This window comes from Rhodococcus sp. EPR-134, assembly GCF_001647205.1.
In the GTDB taxonomy this organism is placed as follows: domain Bacteria; phylum Actinomycetota; class Actinomycetes; order Mycobacteriales; family Mycobacteriaceae; genus Rhodococcus_F; species Rhodococcus_F qingshengii.
Map to the genome: position 1 here is coordinate 1 of NZ_LVCT01000516.1, position 18,343 is coordinate 18,343.

The 18,343-nt window shown below is 62.5% G+C and carries 17 protein-coding genes; 4 read left to right on the top strand and 13 right to left on the bottom strand.

Annotation, left to right across the window (positions count from 1 at the left end):
* The 3 genes from A2J01_RS23550 to A2J01_RS23560 all read left to right on the top strand — a co-directional run.
* Positions 1-659: SDR family oxidoreductase (locus A2J01_RS23550; RefSeq protein ID WP_064113703.1), on the top strand; the 659-nt coding region annotated here is incomplete at its 5' end.
* 79 nt (positions 660-738) lie between these two features.
* Positions 739-1,773, top strand: coding sequence for an NADP-dependent oxidoreductase (locus tag A2J01_RS23555; RefSeq protein ID WP_007735538.1), 1,035 nt, complete (start codon positions 739-741; stop codon positions 1,771-1,773).
* Positions 1,770-2,627: an alpha/beta fold hydrolase gene (locus A2J01_RS23560; protein ID WP_064113704.1), complete on the top strand. Its 858-nt coding sequence runs from the start codon at positions 1,770-1,772 to the stop codon at positions 2,625-2,627. Before A2J01_RS23555 ends, A2J01_RS23560 begins: the two co-directional genes overlap by 4 nt.
* Positions 2,628-3,407: 780 nt before the next feature.
* Here the strand turns inward: A2J01_RS23560 and A2J01_RS23570 are convergent.
* Complete coding sequence (locus A2J01_RS23570) at positions 3,408-3,923, bottom strand: nitroreductase family deazaflavin-dependent oxidoreductase (protein WP_064113705.1); 516 nt, start codon at positions 3,921-3,923, stop codon at positions 3,408-3,410.
* A 279-nt stretch (positions 3,924-4,202) separates the two neighbouring features.
* On the opposite strand from A2J01_RS23570, the gene A2J01_RS23575 reads away from it, so the two are divergent.
* Positions 4,203-5,303 (top strand): hypothetical protein, encoded by a 1,101-nt coding sequence (locus A2J01_RS23575; RefSeq protein WP_064113711.1) that lies wholly within the window; start codon positions 4,203-4,205, stop codon positions 5,301-5,303.
* Between the two features lie 253 nt (positions 5,304-5,556).
* On the opposite strand, the gene A2J01_RS23580 is transcribed toward A2J01_RS23575, so the two are convergent.
* The 12 genes from A2J01_RS23580 to A2J01_RS23630 form a co-directional block, all read right to left on the bottom strand.
* Positions 5,557-5,898 (bottom strand): hypothetical protein, encoded by a 342-nt coding sequence (locus tag A2J01_RS23580; protein WP_064113712.1) that lies wholly within the window; start codon positions 5,896-5,898, stop codon positions 5,557-5,559.
* A 164-nt stretch (positions 5,899-6,062) separates the two neighbouring features.
* A complete protein-coding gene (locus A2J01_RS23585) occupies positions 6,063-6,524 on the bottom strand; it encodes an Hsp20/alpha crystallin family protein (protein WP_007735543.1) in 462 nt (153 codons plus the stop codon).
* Positions 6,525-7,778: 1,254 nt separating this feature from the next.
* Complete coding sequence (locus tag A2J01_RS23590; protein WP_191908650.1) at positions 7,779-8,219, bottom strand: DUF1931 family protein; 441 nt, start codon at positions 8,217-8,219, stop codon at positions 7,779-7,781.
* A gap of 13 nt (positions 8,220-8,232) precedes the next feature.
* On the bottom strand, positions 8,233-9,960 hold the full coding sequence (locus A2J01_RS23595) for an FAD-dependent oxidoreductase (protein WP_020971360.1): 1,728 nt from the start codon (positions 9,958-9,960) through the stop codon (positions 8,233-8,235).
* A complete protein-coding gene (locus A2J01_RS35330; protein ID WP_007735548.1) occupies positions 9,938-10,204 on the bottom strand; it encodes a UBP-type zinc finger domain-containing protein in 267 nt (88 codons plus the stop codon). Before A2J01_RS35330 ends, A2J01_RS23595 begins: the two co-directional genes overlap by 23 nt.
* Complete coding sequence (gene trxA, locus A2J01_RS23600) at positions 10,201-10,653, bottom strand: thioredoxin (protein ID WP_007735549.1); 453 nt, start codon at positions 10,651-10,653, stop codon at positions 10,201-10,203. Before trxA ends, A2J01_RS35330 begins: the two co-directional genes overlap by 4 nt.
* Positions 10,654-10,669: 16 nt before the next feature.
* Positions 10,670-13,303, bottom strand: a complete 2,634-nt coding sequence (clpB, locus tag A2J01_RS23605) for an ATP-dependent chaperone ClpB (RefSeq protein ID WP_064113707.1) — start codon at positions 13,301-13,303, stop codon at positions 10,670-10,672.
* Positions 13,285-13,614, bottom strand: a complete 330-nt coding sequence (locus A2J01_RS23610; protein ID WP_020971358.1) for a chaperone modulator CbpM — start codon at positions 13,612-13,614, stop codon at positions 13,285-13,287. Before A2J01_RS23610 ends, clpB begins: the two co-directional genes overlap by 19 nt.
* Positions 13,611-14,516 (bottom strand): DnaJ C-terminal domain-containing protein, encoded by a 906-nt coding sequence (locus A2J01_RS23615; protein ID WP_064113708.1) that lies wholly within the window; start codon positions 14,514-14,516, stop codon positions 13,611-13,613. Before A2J01_RS23615 ends, A2J01_RS23610 begins: the two co-directional genes overlap by 4 nt.
* Positions 14,517-14,522: 6 nt before the next feature.
* Positions 14,523-15,047: a nucleotide exchange factor GrpE gene (locus A2J01_RS23620; protein ID WP_064113709.1), complete on the bottom strand. Its 525-nt coding sequence runs from the start codon at positions 15,045-15,047 to the stop codon at positions 14,523-14,525.
* 8 nt (positions 15,048-15,055) lie between these two features.
* Positions 15,056-16,930, bottom strand: a complete 1,875-nt coding sequence (gene dnaK / locus A2J01_RS23625) for a molecular chaperone DnaK (RefSeq protein WP_007735554.1) — start codon at positions 16,928-16,930, stop codon at positions 15,056-15,058.
* Positions 16,931-18,002: 1,072 nt separating this feature from the next.
* A partial coding sequence (locus A2J01_RS23630) for a GlcG/HbpS family heme-binding protein (RefSeq protein ID WP_064113710.1) occupies positions 18,003-18,343 on the bottom strand: 341 nt, incomplete at its 5' end.

Sequence of the window (18,343 nt, forward strand, 5' to 3'; positions counted from 1 at the left end):
ACTTCGTCCACGAAGCCCTCGCTCGCGGTGCGTCGAAGGTATATGCCACCGCTCGCACTCCTCGTACGTGGGACGACGAACGGATCGTCCCCCTCGCCCTCGACGTCACCAATCCCGCATCCATCGAAGCTGTCGTTTCCGCCGCATCGGACGTGACCGTTCTGATCAACAACGCCGGCACTTCCACCTCCAGCACGGGCATCCTCACCCATACCGACGAGGAAATCCGCGCCAATGTCGAAACAAACTTCCTCGGCCCCCTCTTTCTCGCCCGCACCTTCGCGCCGATCCTTACAGCCCAGGACGAGTCGGTCATCATAGACATCCACTCGCTGCTGAGTTGGTACGCCTTCGCGGGTATCTACAGCGCCACCAAAGCTGCACTATGGTCTGCGACCAACTCACTTCGCCTCGAACTCGCACCCGCAGGCGTCCACGTCGTCGGCGTCCACGTCGGCTGGGTCGACACCCCCATGGCCGCGCACTCCACCGACCCCAAAACTGATCCAGCGGACCTCGTACGCACCGTGTTCGACGCGGTCGAGGCAGGCGAGTACGAAGTCCTCGCCGACGAAGCATCCGCTCAGGTCAAAGCCGGACTCAGTGCGCCCATCGAAGCTCTCTACCCGCAACTCGGAACTGCAGCGCCGCAGCAGTAGCCAAGCGGAGGCGTCGCGGAAAACAGAGCCGCGACGCCTCCCCACCCTTCCCGTCGCCCTAGCCGAAGGAACCAAAGACATGAAAGCGTTCGTCGTCACCAAATATAAAGGGCCACTGCAAGAATCCGACGTGCCGGAGCCAGTTGTCGGTGAGCGTGACGTGCTCGTGCGAGTAGAAGCAGCCGGGCTGAACCAACTCGACGAGAAGATCCGCACCGGTGAGTTCAAGCAGATACTCCCGTACAGGCTTCCGTTGATCCTCGGCAACGACCTCGCCGGCGTCGTCATCGAGGTCGGGCCGAAGGTTCAGTCGTTCAAACCCGGCGACGAAGTATTTGCTCGACCCGACAAGGATCGCATCGGAACATTCGCGGAGCGCATCGCAGTGACGGAGGCCGATCTTGCCCTCAAACCGGCAACAATCAGCATGACGGAAGCAGCATCCATGCCTCTGGTGGCACTGACCGCGTGGCAGGCACTGGTCGAGCGCGCCAACGTGCAGCCAGGACAGAGAGTCCTCATCCACGCTGGCGCCGGCGGTGTCGGATCTATCGCGATTCAGCTCGCCAAACACCTCGGCGCCACGGTCGCAACCACAGCCAGCGCCCGAAACGCGGACTTCGTTCGAGCCCTCGGTGCCGACACAGTCATCGACTACCACAATGAGGACTTCGAACAGGTCCTCCACAGCTACGACGTGGTGCTCGACAGCCTCGGCGGTGAGAACCTCAAGAAATCCCTCCGCGTACTCAAGCCAGGAGGAAAGGCTATCGGGATTTCCGGCCCGCCGGATCCAGCCTTCGCCCGCGAGATCGGGCTCAATCCGCTACTGCGCCTCGCGATCACCGGACTGAGCTCCAGTATCCGCCGCCAAGCTCGCAAGCTGGGTGTGAGCTACGAGTTCCTCTTCATGCACGCCAGCGGTGACCAACTCCGCAACATCGCCGAACTCGTCGACGACGGCGCACTCCGCCCCGTCCTCGGGCAGGTCTTCCCGTTCGAGGAGACACCCCAAGGCCTCCGGACACTGAGCAAGGGTGGCATCCGGGGTAAAGCTGTCATCAGTAACACCCGAAACCTCGAAACCTCAACCGACATAAGGACAAATCCATGAGTACCGGCAACGACCCCGTCATCACGTCCTATGCGAAGGCGCCGACCCGCACTATCACCGCCGGCGGCGTCACCTACGCGTACCGCGAACTCGGACCGAAGGGCGAAATCCCCGTCGTCTTCTTCGTCCACCTCGCCGCGAACCTCGACAACTGGGATCCGCGAATCATCGACCCCATCGCGAAAAAGCGCCGTGTCATCGCCTTCGACAACCGCGGCGTCGGCGCCTCTACCGGGAAAGTTCCCGACAGCATCGAGGCGATGGCCGACGACGCCGTCACCTTCATCACAGCGCTCGGACTCGGTACGGTCGATATCTTTTCGTTCTCCCTCGGCGGCATGATCGCCCAAGCCCTCGTGCTCGAGCACCCCGAACTCGTGCGCAGACTTGTCCTCACCGGGACCGGCCCCGCCGGCGGTAAGGACATCGACAAAGTCGCCCGCACAACCTATTACGACATTCTTCGAGCTACCCTGACCCGGTCCGACCCGAAAGAATTCCTGTTCTTCAACCGCAACACCGCCGGCAAACGCGCCGCCACAGCATTCGTCGAACGCCTGAAGGAACGCACCGACGACCGAGATGCGCCCGTCTCGGTCAAGGCCTTTCAGACCCAACTCACAGCGATCAAGAAGTGGGGCCGCTCCACACCGGAAAACCTGTCGGCCATCACCGCACCCACCCTCATCGCCAACGGCGACAACGACCGAATGGTGCCCTCAACCCTCTCCGAAGACCTGCACCGCCGAATCCCCGCAAGCGAACTGATCATCTACCCCGACTCCGGGCACGGCGGCATATTCCAACACCACGACACATTCGCACCCGCCGCCGTCGACTTCCTCACCCGCTGAACGAGCGGAAACCTTCCAGGCCAACACCACCGACGCATGACCGAGCAGAATCGCCGATCACGGCTGACCAAATCCTTGCTCGATGGAGCATGGAGAGGAAAACGGTTCGTGCGCACTTGAGCGCTTCCGATTACCACCGCGGACGATCGTCTCGGCCGCGCAGGGCGTGCTCGGACCTGTTCTCGACAAGAAGCTCTAGCTAGCCCTTGACAGCCCGCACAACACGGACGGCCGGTCCTTCATGCTGTTCGGATGCTCACTCATTGCCGGCCACGGGCGCACGGCTCATCGGGCAGCACGCACACGTCCAACCGATGAGCCACACACACCGCTCCGCGGCCGCCGCCTCCATCACCGTCGGCACCCGTGTCACTGAATCGCACCGTAGTTTCCGGGGACTGATGTACCCCGCACGACTCAGGGCTGGTCCCGTCTATGGGATCGATCGGCGATTGCTATGAACACGCCGTGATCGAATCTTTATGGGGCAGCATGTAAACCGAACTCTTGAATCGAAAACGACGGAAAACGAGGACCGAATTGGCCGACTCCACGTTCGAGTACTTCGAGATCTTCCGCAATCGCTAACGCCGTCACAGTGCCCTCGGGATGCTGACACCGATCGAGTTCGAGAACGTACACGTCACAAGTCAACCCGTAGCCTGACGTAAAAATGACGGCTCCACGAAACTTGGGGTACATCGAAGTCCCCGGACTCGCCGGGGCGATTCCGTCGATACCGGCCGATCGGGAGTAAGGGGTTGTTCTTGTTGCGGGGAATCAGGTTTGGCGCCGTTCGAGAGCGAACACTCGAAGATTACGTGCCGTGCGAGTCTTGTACACCGAGTACGTAGGGTTGTATTCGACGAACTGTTCGAAGACGCTCTCTGCCTCCTGCCCTGTCAACAAGGTTGTGTTCACAGGGATCTCGGCCCCTGCGATTGTCACCGTCGCCTCCCGATTGGCCAACAGGTTCTCGGACCACGCGGGGTGATGGGGTCGCCCGAAATTACTACCGACCAGAAATAATCGGTCTCCTTCGCGCATGTAGGTGAGAGGCGTCGTCCGGGGCTGCCCTGTTTTCCTTCCGGTCGTGGTAAACAACAGCAACGGCACCCCCATCGGACCGAAGATCGTTCGTCGGCCTTTGCTGTGCGCGAGCAGTTTTCGGTCGATCGGCGTCAATTTCCGGAGATACCAAGACCCGATCCGCGACGATACGAAGGCATTCAGTGGCTTCTTGAGCAATCGCCGATCGTGACCCCACCGAATATCGGGGAAGGCGTTGGTGTCCATAGTTGATTGTCTCTCCGGCGCTTCTCTGTGTACACCGCCTCCTGCAATGCGCTCAGTCGGCGAAGTGCTGCGGAGTGTTGTGGTTCGGTGCTGGAGCTGATTGGCGGGTTGGTGTCGACTCGGGATGATCACGTGTGTCTTGGTGCGCGGCGTGTCTCGTTGCCCCGGCCGATGACGCGTCCCTGGTACATCCGGCGGTCGACCTCCCGCCCGACATTGATTCGGAGTGACAACGGATTCGAGGAGTTTGGGGGAGCTCCGGGCGGGTAGGTGAAGGCGGTGAAGACAAATAAACACTTCCAGGGAGAGCGATCTGGTGCCGCAGGTGAGCAGGCCTCGGTGCTGTTGATCGCGGAACCGGGCAAAGCTACGGCTCTCGCGGAACGCATAGCGAAGTATCTGCCACAACGTTTACGAAGCCGTGACCGCCTCGAGCGCCGGTGGACGACTTGTGTACGTAGCAAGCCCTACCTCTCGGACGAGCAAACAGACTTCGCAGACGTCATCGGGGCGGTCGATCCGTCGTCCGAAGGGGAGGACATCGTCGTATACCTCACTGATCTACCGCGCCGCGAAGATACGCTGCCGGTGGTGGCCGACGTCAGCCCCGGCCATTGCTTCGCGCTTGTCTCTGTCGCTGGGGTGGGTGCGATCCACATCGAGCGCCGCGTCCGCGCTGTTACCGAACTCGCGATAGCCCGCATTCTTGGTGAACCGGAACTCATGCCGCAGGGCGCGGCGCGACGGTTCCCGTGTGCGCAGACGGAGAATGGCAGTCGTTACTTCGCGCCATCAGGACTGCGGCGGTTACGACTGTTGTCGGGGATGGTGCGGGCGAACCGCCCGTGGAGGCTGGTCGCCGGACTGTCGAAGGTGCTCGTCGGTGCCTTTGCCACGGGTGCGATCGCGCTAGCAACGAGTACGATTTGGTTGTTCGCCGACACGATGGGCCCTTGGCGTATGAGCGCGGCTACGCTCCTGTCGATCGTGGCGATGATTCTCTGGCTGATCGTCGATCACGAACTGTGGGAGCGGCCGAAGTCGTCGGAGGGGCGCGATCGATCCGTGCTGTACAACATTTCGACCGTGGTCACCCTGTTCATCGGCGTGACCGTCCTCCACGTGGCCCTGTTCTGTCTACTGTTGTTCACTGCGTGTCTCACACTTCCCCCGGAACTGCTGGCCCGCACTCTCGGACACGGGGTGAACTTCTCCGACTACCTCACGCTCGCCTGGCTGCTGGCGTCGATCGCCACGATAGGTGGGGCTCTCGGGTCGGGTCTCGAGGACGACGATGCCGTCACGGAAGCGACGTACGGGGTTCGGCAGCGGCAACGCATCAAGGAGACCCGAACGCGGTCGAACGAAGCGAATGAATGATCGCGAGAGCGCTTCGTAGGCGCTACTGCCGGTGGCGTTCGCGACCGCGGGCGAGGTCGTGATCCCTGCCGACGGTTCGTGATGGGAATGTGCAGCTGACCAGCGCAGTCCTTATTCTCTCGTGATGATCGAACGCAGCACGTAGTAGAGGACCACAGCGATCGGGGCTCCGACCGCGACACTGGCCAGCGCGCACCGTGATCGCGTTACGGCACAACCGAATCCGATTTCACAAGTGCCGAATTCGGTTTTTCTACAGGTGGGGTAGTGCTGCAGTGAGGAAGACGGCGCCGAAGGCGATTCCGGCAATGCCGGTGAGGATCCCGACCACGCCGGCGGTGTTGTCGCCCAGATCGCGTCCGGGGGTGTCGGGTCGGCGCGCTGCCAGGGCGGTTCCGATGGCGGCGGCACCGAGGAGGATGCCGAGGCCGAACATCCAGAACGTCAGTATCGAGAGTGCACCGAGCATCAACGCCATGTCGCTGTATTCATCGCTGGTGATCGGACGGTGGTGATCCCACCAATCGGGTGGAGTGTGCGCGCGGGATTCGGTGTTGTCGGATTGTTCGTGCGGGGGGATAGTGGATGCAGTCATGGCAGCTAAAGGGTTCTCGCGCTGATTCTTTCGTGTGGTGGATGTACCGGTGTGCGCCACGGGTGTGCAGTGGGAGATCGAAACGATGGTGGGTGAGGCCCGAGAACCCATCGCGTGTCCTCGGGAGTCACCCCACCATCAAAGCGGTGTTCGGGCCAGGCGGATCAGGCTTCGATCTGCACCTGTGTTGTCGATCCGGCGTTATCGGTTCGGGAGGGTGGTCCGGAGGAGACCTCGATCCGCCGCGGTTTCGCCTTCTCTGCGATCGGCAACGTCACCGTCAACACGCCGTTGTCGTACGAGGCCTCGATCTGTTGGGCGTCGATGTCGTCGCTGATGGACAGCTGCCGTTTGTATGTTCCAGCGAAACGCTCACTCGCCAGCCAGCTCACACCCTCTTCGGAGAGGGCGGTGCGGTGCGCGGTCAACGTCAGGGTCGAGCCGTCGATGCGGACGTCCACTGATCCTGGGTCGACGCCGGGAAGATCGGCGTGCAGGACGTACTGGTCCTCGACCTTGTAGAGGTCCATCGGCATGAACCGTGGACTGCGTCCGTTGCCGGTTCCCGCGGCGAGTACGGACTTGGTGATCGCGTCGATGTCGGTGAAAGGATCGAAACGAAGCACAGCAACACACCTCCCATGTCGTGAAAAGAAAAGTCACCGCCACTGTGGCGGTTGACCGAACTTACTGTGCGAGAACATGATAACCACACGAATTAGCACTCTGCAACCGAGAGTGCCAGAAGCTTTGGGGAAGTGTTCCGGTCCCTGAAGATCGCTGCTTTGCCTGGTCCCGACAAAAGCGGTGGCCGCCTTCGGCCTCGATTCGAAGCGGGCGGCGCGGTACGGCACTTCGTCAGTAGCGGCGGCGCGGCAACGGATCCGCCGGAGCCCCGACTCTGCGTGTGCGAGTCGGGGCGTATGACCGACGTCGGCATTGAGCACACAACACCGATGACCCACTATCCGTGCGAAGTCGACGTTCATGTCGTCCGCACATCTTCAACCATAAACAGTGCGATCGGTATAAATCATGTTCAGTCGCCTTCGATGCCAAGAAGTGACATGGCCGTTTGCATGGCAAGGTGAACATCTTGGTCGTCACGCTAGCGGCGCAGTAGCCGCGGTGCCTGGAAAGGTGGCCCGTGCCTGGTATTTGGTTTGCAGACGTCTGTTCCGAATGCTTTTGCAAAATAGGTCTTTTCCCGATGTTTGCGGGTGGATCGGGCATCGAACATCGCGGGTGCTCGTTCGTCGGAGTCGCTGCGAACGATGTCGGTGTTCGTGCACACACCGAACCGGCTGTAAGGGAGAACACTTCGGCTACCGTCAAAGCTTGCTCATCACAATGGAACTGGGACTTTCGACCCTGTCGTCTACAAGCAGTGCGCAATAACCTTCGTCGGGTCGGGGGCACCCGTTCCGTTCGAGGGGGCAAACAATCGGGCGGGTGTTCGTCAAGGCAAGGCCATATCACCCTCACTGGTCTCCTTGCCGGGCCTTGAGCTGTGCGCGCCCAGAAGTGCTCAGGGCCCGCCCGATGCGGGGATCGAGAAAGTGAAGACGAAAGGTTCTCAGATGAGCCGAAGGAGTGATCGGCGATCGACAAGTTCTGCTCGCCGCCTGGCCACGCGGACTACCGGTGTCAGAGGTTCGGCGTGTAAGCCGAACTCGCTCACGGCAGAAGATCTGAGGGCTGTAATCGAGTCCCTCACTGTAGTTCTCGCTGCTCGAGAATCGAGCGCGGAAACCGCACCTCTCGCCGGAAATCCTCCGTTGTCGACGCCAACTGACAGGCAGTTCTGAATCGCACCGGTATTTTCGCAGCCGCACAGCATATTCGAACTCGGACGCGCTGTCAGCCGGGACGGGTGGTAATCACAGAAGGAGGTGGAAGATCTCGAAGGCGACTGTCCATTGGGCTGTGCCGGGGTTCTTGCGGTCCGGTTCGACCGTGGCGAAGGTTTGCGCCAGCGCTACGCTCAACCCTCCTGCGATCAGCGGCAGTCGTTGCTCTGTCTCCTCTGAGAGGGCCACGTCCAAGGGCGGGCGGGCCGTGAGCTGATCGAGCAGCGGTTGAAGTTCGATCTCCTCGTCGAGTTTTTCGAACCGGTGGATGCTCTCCTGTAATCCCTTGGTGATCGGCAGGTCCCACGGTTCGATCACGTCGCGCAAGTTTGCTTTCGCGGAGGCTTTCCCGATCAGGATCACGTCGTAGATCTTGTCGTCGATGAAATCGGTATAGCGCTTGAGATCGTTCCGGTCGACCTGCAGTCCGGCCGCTGCCCTGAAGAACCGCTGGAATTTCACGGTGCCCATTACTGGCATGTCGTCAGCTCCTTTCGAAGTATTCATGGATTTGGCGTACGGCCATCGCTCCTTCACCGACGGCGGATGCGACTCGTTTCACCGAACCGCGGCGGATGTCGCCCGCCGCGAACAGGCCGGGCAGGCTGGTTTCGAGCGTCCTGGACAGGCCGCCGTTGATTGGCAGGCTGCCGTCCGCTCGTGCGTGGATCGCGTCCACACCGGTGAGGACGAAGCCGTGGTCGTCGAGTGCGATCGCGTCGGCAAGCCACCCTGTGTGCGGTACCGCCCCGATGAAGACGAACAGGGCGCGCACCCGAATCGTGTCCTGGTCGCCGGTGCGATTGTCCTCGACTGCAATTGCCTCGAGGTATTTCTCGCCGTGGACCGCACGAATCTCGGTGTGCCGGTGCACGGTGACCCGCGGATGGTGTTCGATCTGGTCGACCAGGTATCGGGACATGCTCTTCCCGAGGTCATCGCCGCGGATGAGCAGGTGCACCTGTGAGACGTGCTCGGCGAGGAAGACGGCGGCCTGGCCGGCGGAGTTGCCGCCACCGACGATGGCTATCGGGTCGGTGCCGCATATCCGTGCTTCCTGATGCGTTGCGGCGTAGTACACGCTTGTTCCTTCCAGCGCCTCGATCCCCTGAACGGCCAACTTGCGGTACCGCGCCCCGGCGGCGAGCACAACGGCCCGGGCGTGCACCGACCCGCCGTCCGCCAGTCGGAGCACATGGTTCCCGGCCTCGGATCCCAAACCGGTCACTTCTGCCGACACCAGGATGCGGGCGCCGAACTTCCCGGCCTGGAGCACGGCTCGTTCGGCCAATTCGGAGCCGGAGACCCCGGCGGGGAATCCCAGATAATTCTCGATCCGGGATGAGGTACTGGCTTGGCCGCCCGCAGCGATCCGCTCCAACGTCACCGTGTTCAACCCGTCCGAGGCGCCGTACACCGATGCGGCCAGGCCGGCCGGTCCGGCACCCACGACGACGAGGTTGTAGACGTCCTTGGCTGCGTCCGCGACGGGTGCCGGGACAGGAAGCCCGACGACGCGTGCGAGTTCCGCATTCGTCGGATTGCGCAGCACCTTCTCGCCGTGCCAGATCACGACGGGTGTGTCCTCGGGTGCGACGTTCAGGCTGCGTAGCAGCTGCTCCACTCGTTCGTCCTGTTCCAAGTCGAACCACTTGTGGGGCAGACGGTTTCGCATCGCGAACTCACGAAGTCGCAACGTATCCGGGGAGAAGCAGGAGCCGATGATCCGGAATCCGGAGCCGAGCCCGATCAGCAAGTGCCGACGCACAAGGTAGGCGCGCAGGATCAAATCGCTGAGCACGGGATCGTGGGCAATCAGCTCGCGTACCTGCTCGGCCGGGACGACGAGTATCTCGCCGTCCTCGATCGCTTCGGCGGTGAAGAACGCCACCTGACCTTCCAGGAGTCCGAGCTCGCCCAGGAAACGCCCAGGACCGTGCACGCGCAGTATCCGGCGCTCGCCGTCCGCGTCGCCTTCGTCGACGACTGCGATCTTTCCGGAAAGGACGACGACGAAATCGTTGTCAGGCGCGCCTTCTCGGATCAGCACCTCGCCGGCGTGAACCGGTCGACGCGAGCCACCGACCTCGAGCTTCGCGACCTGGTCGTCCGTCAGCCGCGGGAAGGCGCCCTCCTCGTCCGGGGTCTCGTCGTCGACCGGCGGGCTGTACCCGATGGGTGAGGCGCCCTCAGACGAAGTTCTGGTCGACATAACACCACCGCCAATCCTCGCCGGGCTCCATCGACTGGACGATCGGATGCCCGATGGCGTGAGCGTGAGCACTCGCGTGCCTGCCCGGCGAAGAGTCGCAGCAACCGACGTGTCCGCACGTCAGGCACAGCCTCAGATGCACCCACGGGGTGCCGAGGCGAAGACATTCCTCGCAGCCCTGCGGGGTACGGGGCACCACGGCCCGGATCGCGGTTACATGTGGGTCCGCATGGACAGGACTCATGACTTCGCCTCCTCGCCGGCATTTTCCGAGAGCGCCTGATCGAGCCACGTGCGCAGCTGGGGGACCGGAGCTGCGCCCGACTGGCGAGCGAGAACCTCACCCCGGTCCATCACCAGCAGAGTCGGCACGGCGCGGACGGTGAATCGTTCAGCCGTCCGGGGTGCAGCATCGACGTCGACCTTGACCAGCTTGATCTGGCCGGCGTGTTCTCTGGCGAGCTGCTCGAGCGCGGGGCTGACCATGCGACACGGGCCGCACCACGTCGCCCACAGATCCACGAGCACAGGCACCGAGGATTTTTCGACGATCTCCGCGAAGTCACCGTCTCCCGCCGCGGCGATCCAGGGCAGCGGCTCGTGGCAGTTGCCGCAGCGAGGTTTTCCTTCCCCTGCTGCCGGGATGTTGTTGGTCTTGCCGCAGTTCGGGCACTTCACCTTTTCGGATCCCATGACCAGTTACCTCTTCTCAGGCCGCCGCGAAGGCGGGTTCGGCATACGCGACGGCAAGCTCGCCGCCGTCCACCGTGACGCTGATGGTGCCGTCCGGTTTGATCTCGCCGCGCAACAGTGCACGGCCGATCTTGGTTTCGACCTCGTGTGCGATGTATCGGCGCAGCGGCCGCGCACCGTAGACAGGGTCGAACCCGTGTTCGGCGATCAGTCGGCGTGCCTCCGGCGTGATTTCCAGGTGTATCTGTCTCTCCGACAACCTGTTTCGAAGGTCGGTGAGTTGCAGTTCCACTATGTACTCGATCTGGGGCAGGGTGAGTGGGGAGAACAGCACGATGTCGTCGACCCGGTTGAGGAATTCGGGGCGGAAATGCCCGCGCAGTTCTGCCATCACCCGTTCCCCGGCGTCCGGCTTGATTTCGCCGTCGGCTGTGACCCCGTCGAGGAGATGCTGGGATCCGATGTTGGAGGTCATGATGATCACCGTGTTCCGGAAATCGACTTGCCTCCCTTGAGAATCGGTGATCCGGCCGTCGTCGAGCACCTGCAGCAGGGTATTGAAGACGTCGGCGTGGGCCTTCTCGATCTCGTCGAAGAGCACCACGGAGTACGGCTTACGCCGCACCGCCTCGGTGAGCTGGCCACCTTCGTCGTACCCGACGTATCCGGGAGGTGCACCGATGAGCCGACTCACCGTGTGCCGTTCCTGGTACTCGCTCATATCGAGGCGCACCATGTTGTCTTCACTGTCGAATAGGGCGCTGGCCAATGTCTTTGCAAGCTCGGTCTTTCCGACGCCCGTCGGGCCCAGGAAAATGAACGAACCGATCGGTCGACGAGGATCACGGATACCGGACCTCGCCCGGATCACAGCGTCCGCGACCAGTTGCACCGCCTCGTCCTGACCGACGACCCGCTCGTGCAGGATCTCGTCGAGCTTCAACAACTTCTCCCGCTCACCTTCTTGCAGCCGGGCGACCGGGATACCCGTCCATGCGGCCACGATCTCTGCGATCTCGTCTTCGGTGACCACTTCACGCAGCAACGGATTTCGGCCTTGTCTGGTGGCCAGTTGCTCCTCCGCCGCCTCGAGCCGGCGTTCGAGCTCGGTGATCTCGACGTATCGCAACTCGGCTGCCCGATTGAGGTCGTAGTTGCGTTCGGCGGCCTCGGCCTCGACGCGCAACCGTTCCAAATCTCCTCGCAGTTCTTGCACCCGCCGGATCGCCTGCCGCTCCGCCTCCCATTGAGCGTGCCGGGCGTCTGCCTCGGCCCGCAGGTCGGCCAGCTCCTTGCGCAATTCTTCGAGGCGCGCTTTGCTGGCCGCGTCCGTTTCCTTGGACAGTGCGGCCTCTTCGATCTCCAGACGGGTCACCTTCCGGGTGAGCTCGTCGAGTTCGGCAGGCATCGAATCGATTTCGGTGCGGAGCCGAGCGCATGCCTCGTCTACGAGATCGATCGCCTTGTCCGGAAGGAAGCGGTCGGTGATATACCGGTGCGAGAGGGTCACGGCGGCCACCAATGCACCGTCTTGAATTTTCACGCCATGGAACACCTCGAGGCGTTCTCGAAGTCCGCGCAGAATCGAGATCGCATCCTCGGCACTGGGCTCGTCGACGAGAACGGTCTGGAATCGACGCTCCAGTGCCGCATCGGATTCGATGTGCTTGCGATACTCGTCGAGAGTGGTGGCACCGATCATGTGCAGTTCGCCGCGTGCGAGCATCGGTTTGAGCATGTTGCCGGCATCGAGAGACCCCTCGCCGCCGACCGAGCCCGCTCCGACCACGGTATGCAACTCGTCGACGAACAACAGGATGCGCCCCTCGGCAGCCTTCACCTCGGACAGCACGGCCTGCAGTCGCTCCTCGAACTCGCCGCGGTACTTCGCACCGGCCACCAGAGAACCCATGTCGAGCGAGAAGATCGTCTTGTCGCGTAGGCCCTCGGGCACGTCGCCGCGGACGATCCGCTGGGCGAGACCCTCGACAATCGCAGTCTTACCAACACCGGGGTCGCCGATCAGCACCGGGTTGTTCTTCGTTTTCCGGCTCAAGATCTGAGTTACCCTGCGTATCTCGGCATCCCGGCCGATGACCGGATCGAGTTTGCCTGCCCGCCCCTCGGAGACGAGGTCGCGCCCGTACTTCTCCAATGCCTCGTACGCCCCCTCCGGGGTTGCCGACGTGACACGCTGATTGCCGCGCACCTTCGTCAGCGCTGTGAGGAAGGCGTCCCGTGTGACCCCGTGACTGGCGAGGACCCGCCCGGCCGCGCTGGCCGATCCTTCCTCGGAAAGGGCCATCACAAGATGCTCCACCGACACGTAGGAATCCTTGAGTCTCTTCGCCTCCCGCTCTGCGGCATCGAGCAGCTTGGCCAGACGCTGGGTGATCATCACCTGACCGGGGGTCACGCCGGGGCCGCTGACCTTCGGCCTACGCGACAGTTCACGATCCAGATCGGATCGAAGTGCTTCGACATTCGCGCCGGCCTGTTCGAGCAGTCGGGGCACCAGCCCATCCTGCTGATCGACCAATGCGAGCAGCAGGTGCTCTCCGTCGACTTCGGTGTGGCCCATTCTGGTCGCAACATTCTGGGCTTCCTGCAAGGCTTCTCGTGACTTTTCGGTCAAGCTGCCGGTGTCCATGAGGATGTCCTCCTTCTGCGGGCCGCTGTTTCGAGCCTTTCGATTCGATCCAGCAGATCGAGCACGAGCCCGATTGCCGAGTAGTTGAGACCCAGACCCGTCCGCAGTCGTTGGATGCGTGCGGCGTGGGTCACTTCGGATGGGTCGAACGACATCTCTCCGCCGGCGTAGCGGTGGGCGTCGAGCAGTCCGAGAGCCACGAGTTTTCGTGCCAGATCCGGGTGCAGGCCAGTACGTTCGGCGAAGGCGTCCGGCGACAATCCGGTACGGCGAACCAATACGTACTGAGTGATCGGCGTTGAGGTGCTCATGTCTCTTTCCTCGGATTGAAGTTCGATTCGGCGCCCAACTGCTCGAACAGTTCGCGTTCACGTGCTGTCGGTTTCGACGGAACCATCACCTTGATTTCGGCGTAGAGGTTGCCGTTGGCACCGCGCGGATTCGGCATTCCCTCTCCGCGCAGGCGCAGCTTCCTACCAGTCGAAGAGCCAGGCACCACTTTGACTTTCGCCTCTCCGCCCGGTGTGGGAACGACGACTGTCGACCCGAGAACCGCCTCCCATGGCGATACGGGAAGATCGACGTAGATGTCCCGACCCTGCACGCGGAACCGTGAATGCGGTTTGATCCGCACCACGAGGTACAGATCCCCAGGCGGCGCGTCACCGTTGCCTCGGCCTCCTTGCCCGGCCAACCGGATTCGCTGGCCGTCCAGGACGCCGGCTGGAATGTCGACGTCATACTGCCGTCCGTCCAGTCTGAGAATGCGTTTTCCGCCCTGATAGGCCTCTTCCAGAGCCAGTTCCAGTTCGGCCTCCTGATCGGCGCCGGGAATCGGTCCGAACCCACCGCCTCCGCCGAACATCTGCCCGAAGAGGTCTTCGAAGTCGACGGCACCCTCACCACCGACACCGTGGCCGAAGTGCACCCGTCTCCCGCCACCGCCGTACCCGGCGGCGTTTGCCCGCACCCGTTCGTCGTAATCCTCGGGTACATGCCGGAAGTCGTCACCGAATCGGTCATAGCGTTTCCGGGTGTCCGGGTCGGACAACACCTGATAGGCCTCGTTGACCTCCTTGAACCTGTCCTCCGCAGTGGGATCCTTGTTCACATCGGGGTGGTACTTGCGGGCCAGCTTGCGGTACGCCTGCTGAATTTCGTCGGTGCCGGCGCCCTTCGGTACGCCGAGTACTTCGTAGTAGTCACGGGCCATCGGTGCTCACCCCTCTGGGCGGCTGACGACCACCGCGGCGGGCCGCAACTGTCGCCCGTCCTCTCCATAACCCGGGCGCAAGACCTCGACCACGGTCCCGGACGGAAGGTCGGGTCGGGTTACCACACTGACCACTTCGTGGAGTTCCGGGGAGAACGGCACACCGGCCTCGTCGTGGCGCTCGAAGCCGAGTCGTGAGAGCACCTGTACCGCCTGGTCCCGGATCGCCTTCACACCTTCGACGACGGCCTGCGGATCGCTGCCTGCGTGTGCAAGCGCAAGCTCCAAGTTGTCCAGTATCGGCAGCCACGCCGCCGAAACCTTCGCTACTTCCGCGGCGCGTTCACGGTCCAGATCTTTGGCGTATCGCTTGCGCAGGTTGTCCAGATCTGCGACGGCCCTGCGCCAACGGTCCTCGAGTTGAGACAGCTCGTCTGCCGTCTCGGCGCGATCGGACTCGGTCTTGCTTTGATCCGTGTCGGCGCTGTTGTCAGTCGGCTCAGTCGTCGAATGATCTGCAGACATTTCCATCGTGCGCCTCAGCTTCGATCGAATTCGGCGTCGATCACGTCGCCGTCATCCGACGACGCAGCATCAGCGCCGCCTGCTTGCCCGTCGTCCGACTGGTCCGGCACAAGTCCGTAGAGCAGCTGTTGCAGCTCCGAGGTGAGTGGCTGAACCTCCGCGGGTGAAGCGCCGTCCTGCACGGCCTTTCGGGCGTCGGCAACCAGCATCTCGGCCCGCGCCTTCTCATGGGGCGGGGCACTGTCACCGAGTTCGGCGAGTCGCCGCTCCACTTGATACGCAACCGAATCGAGCCCGTTGCGCGCGTCGACCGCCTTGCGCAGCGCCTCGTCCTCACCCCGGTTCCGTTCGGCCTCCGCCAACATGCGCTCGACCTCACCCTGATCCAGGTTGCCCTGTTCACTGATCGTGATGCTCTGTTCCTTGCCGGTATCCTTGTCGCGAGCGGTGACGTTCAGGATGCCGTTGGCGTCGATGTCGAAAATGACTTCCACCTGGGCCTCGCCACGTGGCGCGGGGCGGATGTCTTCCAGCCGGAACCGGCCCAGCACCCGGTTGTCGGCCGCACGTTCGCGTTCGCCCTGCAACACCACGACGTCTACGGCGGACTGATTGTCTTCCGCCGTGGAGAACACTTCGCTGCGCCGTGCCGGGATCGTCGTGTTCCGCTCGATGATCTTCGTCATCACCCCGCCCTGCGTCTCGACGCCGAGGGACAGTGGGGTGACATCGAGTAACAACACATCGGAAACCTCGCCTTTGAGCACGCCTGCCTGGACTGCGGCTCCGAGGGCAACGACCTCGTCCGGGTTGACGCCCATGTGGGGGTCCTTGCCGCCGGTCAGCCGGCGAACCAGCGCCTGTACAGCCGGGATACGTGTCGAACCGCCGACCAGTATCACTTCGTCGATGTCGTTGGCGGCGACCTTGGCGTCACTCATGGCCTGCTTCACCGGGCCGAGGCACCGTTCCACCAGATCGGCAGTCAAATCATCGAACTTCGATCGCATGATCGTAGTGGTGAGATGTTTGGGACCATTCGCGTCAGCGGTAACGAAAGGCAGGTTTACCTGGGCCTGGGTCACCGAGGACAGCTCAACCTTTGCCTTCTCCGCGGCTTCGAACAGTCGTTGCAACGCCTGCGCATCCTTACGCAGATCGATGTTCTCCGCGCGCTGGAATTCGTCGGCGAGGTAGTCCACCACGCGTCGATCGAAGTCGTCGCCGCCCAAGTGGGAGTCGCCGGCCGTGGAACGAACCTCGACTACCCCCTCTCCGACGTCCAGCAGGCTCACATCGAAGGTTCCGCCGCCGAGGTCGAAGACCAGTACGGTTTCGTGGGTCTGTTTGTCCATGCCGTACGCGAGTGCCGCAGCGGTCGGTTCGTTGATAATCCGCAAAACCTCGAGGCCTGCGATACGGCCGGCGTCCTTGGTGGCGTTTCGTTGCGCGTCGTTGAAGTAGGCAGGAACAGTGATGACCGCTTCCTTCACCTTCTCACCGAGGAACTTGCTCGCGTCGTCGACGAGCTTGCGCAGCACGAGAGCGCTGATCTCCTCTGGTGCGTATTTCTTGCCGCGCACGTCGAAGCGGGCCTCACCGTTGTCACCCGCTACGACGTCGAAGCTGACCGCTTTGGCTTCCTCGGAGATCTCGTCGTAGTGACGTCCGATGAAGCGTTTCGCCGAGTAGATCGTGCCCTTCGGATTCAAGATCGCCTGCCGTCGGGCAAGCTGGCCCACCAGACGCTCACCGTTCTCGGTGAACGCCACCACCGAAGGCGTCGTCCGTGCTCCCTCCACATTGGAGATCACCACCGGCTCGCCGCCTTGCCAGCTTGCGATGACCGAGTTGGTTGTGCCCAAGTCGATGCCTACAGCAGTTGTCATGACTCAATTCCTTTCGATCGGCCCGGCCGTTGAGCAAGTGCGATTCCGCCCGCAACTTCGCTCGATGTCGGCAAGGACTTCGTAGTTCCCTGGTTTTGGCGAGTGGATTGGGTGAAGTCACGGAGACCGAGCAGGGCGCCGATAACGGCGCCCGACACCAATCCGTGGATGGCGGGCGTGAGGCTCGAGAGCGGCCGAGGGTAAGGGTTTCCGCCACTATGCTTTGACATCACGCCCCTCAGCGTTGATGTTGTGGGGTTCGCCGGGCCTGTGTGTACTGACAGGGCCCGACCGCCGGTCAACCGGTTGAGCTCACGAACCACCCAGCCATGATGAGTCTTTTCGTCCACCTAAAGGGCGTCAACAACATTCGCCTGATGGGCGGGGCGCAACGGGGCAGTGGCGACCACACCTGCCCTTGATCGAAGATGCCCGCCGGAACCCGATCGAAGCGGCCATCGCATGAAACTCCGAGTATCGGCTTCGACACGAAAACTCGAGTGTCGGCCGCTACTGCGGTACGTCCACACTACCGCGGCGCATGCAAAAGGAGAACTCCCTTTGCGAAAGATCGTCACAGTCAGTGAACAGCAGCTCCGTTGAACCCGGACGAGATTCATTGTAGTTCTATCGAATCGCCTTGTGACAGAAAGGTAATGAGCCACTACTGGCCGGTTCCAATTGGTTGCGAGTAGGTGGCGAACACCCGCGTGCTGCACGGTTCAACGTCCCGTTCTGTGGCTGGTCAACAGACCGCTCAGGCGGGAGCTATTGCAATTCAACATGTTTCGGCCACCGTCACTACGGGACTCACGTGGTTCTCGTCTATTCCTGTGCTACATCCTTTGGCAGGATTTCGATCGAGGGGTCGGTTTGCTCTCGCCCCCGTGGTGGCGCAGGTGTGCCAGGTCTGGCCGTGGTTGTGTTCGTCTCGGCTCGGAGCCGCCTCAGGGATGCAGTACGACTTTGGTCCAACCGTCGTCGTGAGCGTCGAAATGCTGGTAGCCGGATTCGGTTTCGCCGAGCGGGCTTGGCCGGCGTCAATTCACCTGACGCGCGGATGAAACAGAGCTCACAGCGCCGCCACGGCCGCCTCGGCGACGGTCTTGTCCTGCTCCCCGGTGCCGCCGCTGACGCCGACAGCGCCCACGACCTGGCCGTTGTGCCGCAGAGGCACACCGCCTGTGAAGATCATGATGTGTCCGCCGTTGGAGGCGTGTATCCCGTAGAACTGCTCGCCCGGGCCCGCGTTGGCCGCGAGGTCCTCGGTCGAGACGTCTAATGCCCGCGCGGTGAACGCCTTGTTGATCGAGATGTCGATGCTGGCGATCCAGGCACCGTCCATTCGCACGTGAGCCACGAGGTTGCCGCCGGCATCGACCACCGCAATGTTCGACGGCGACTCGATCTCGG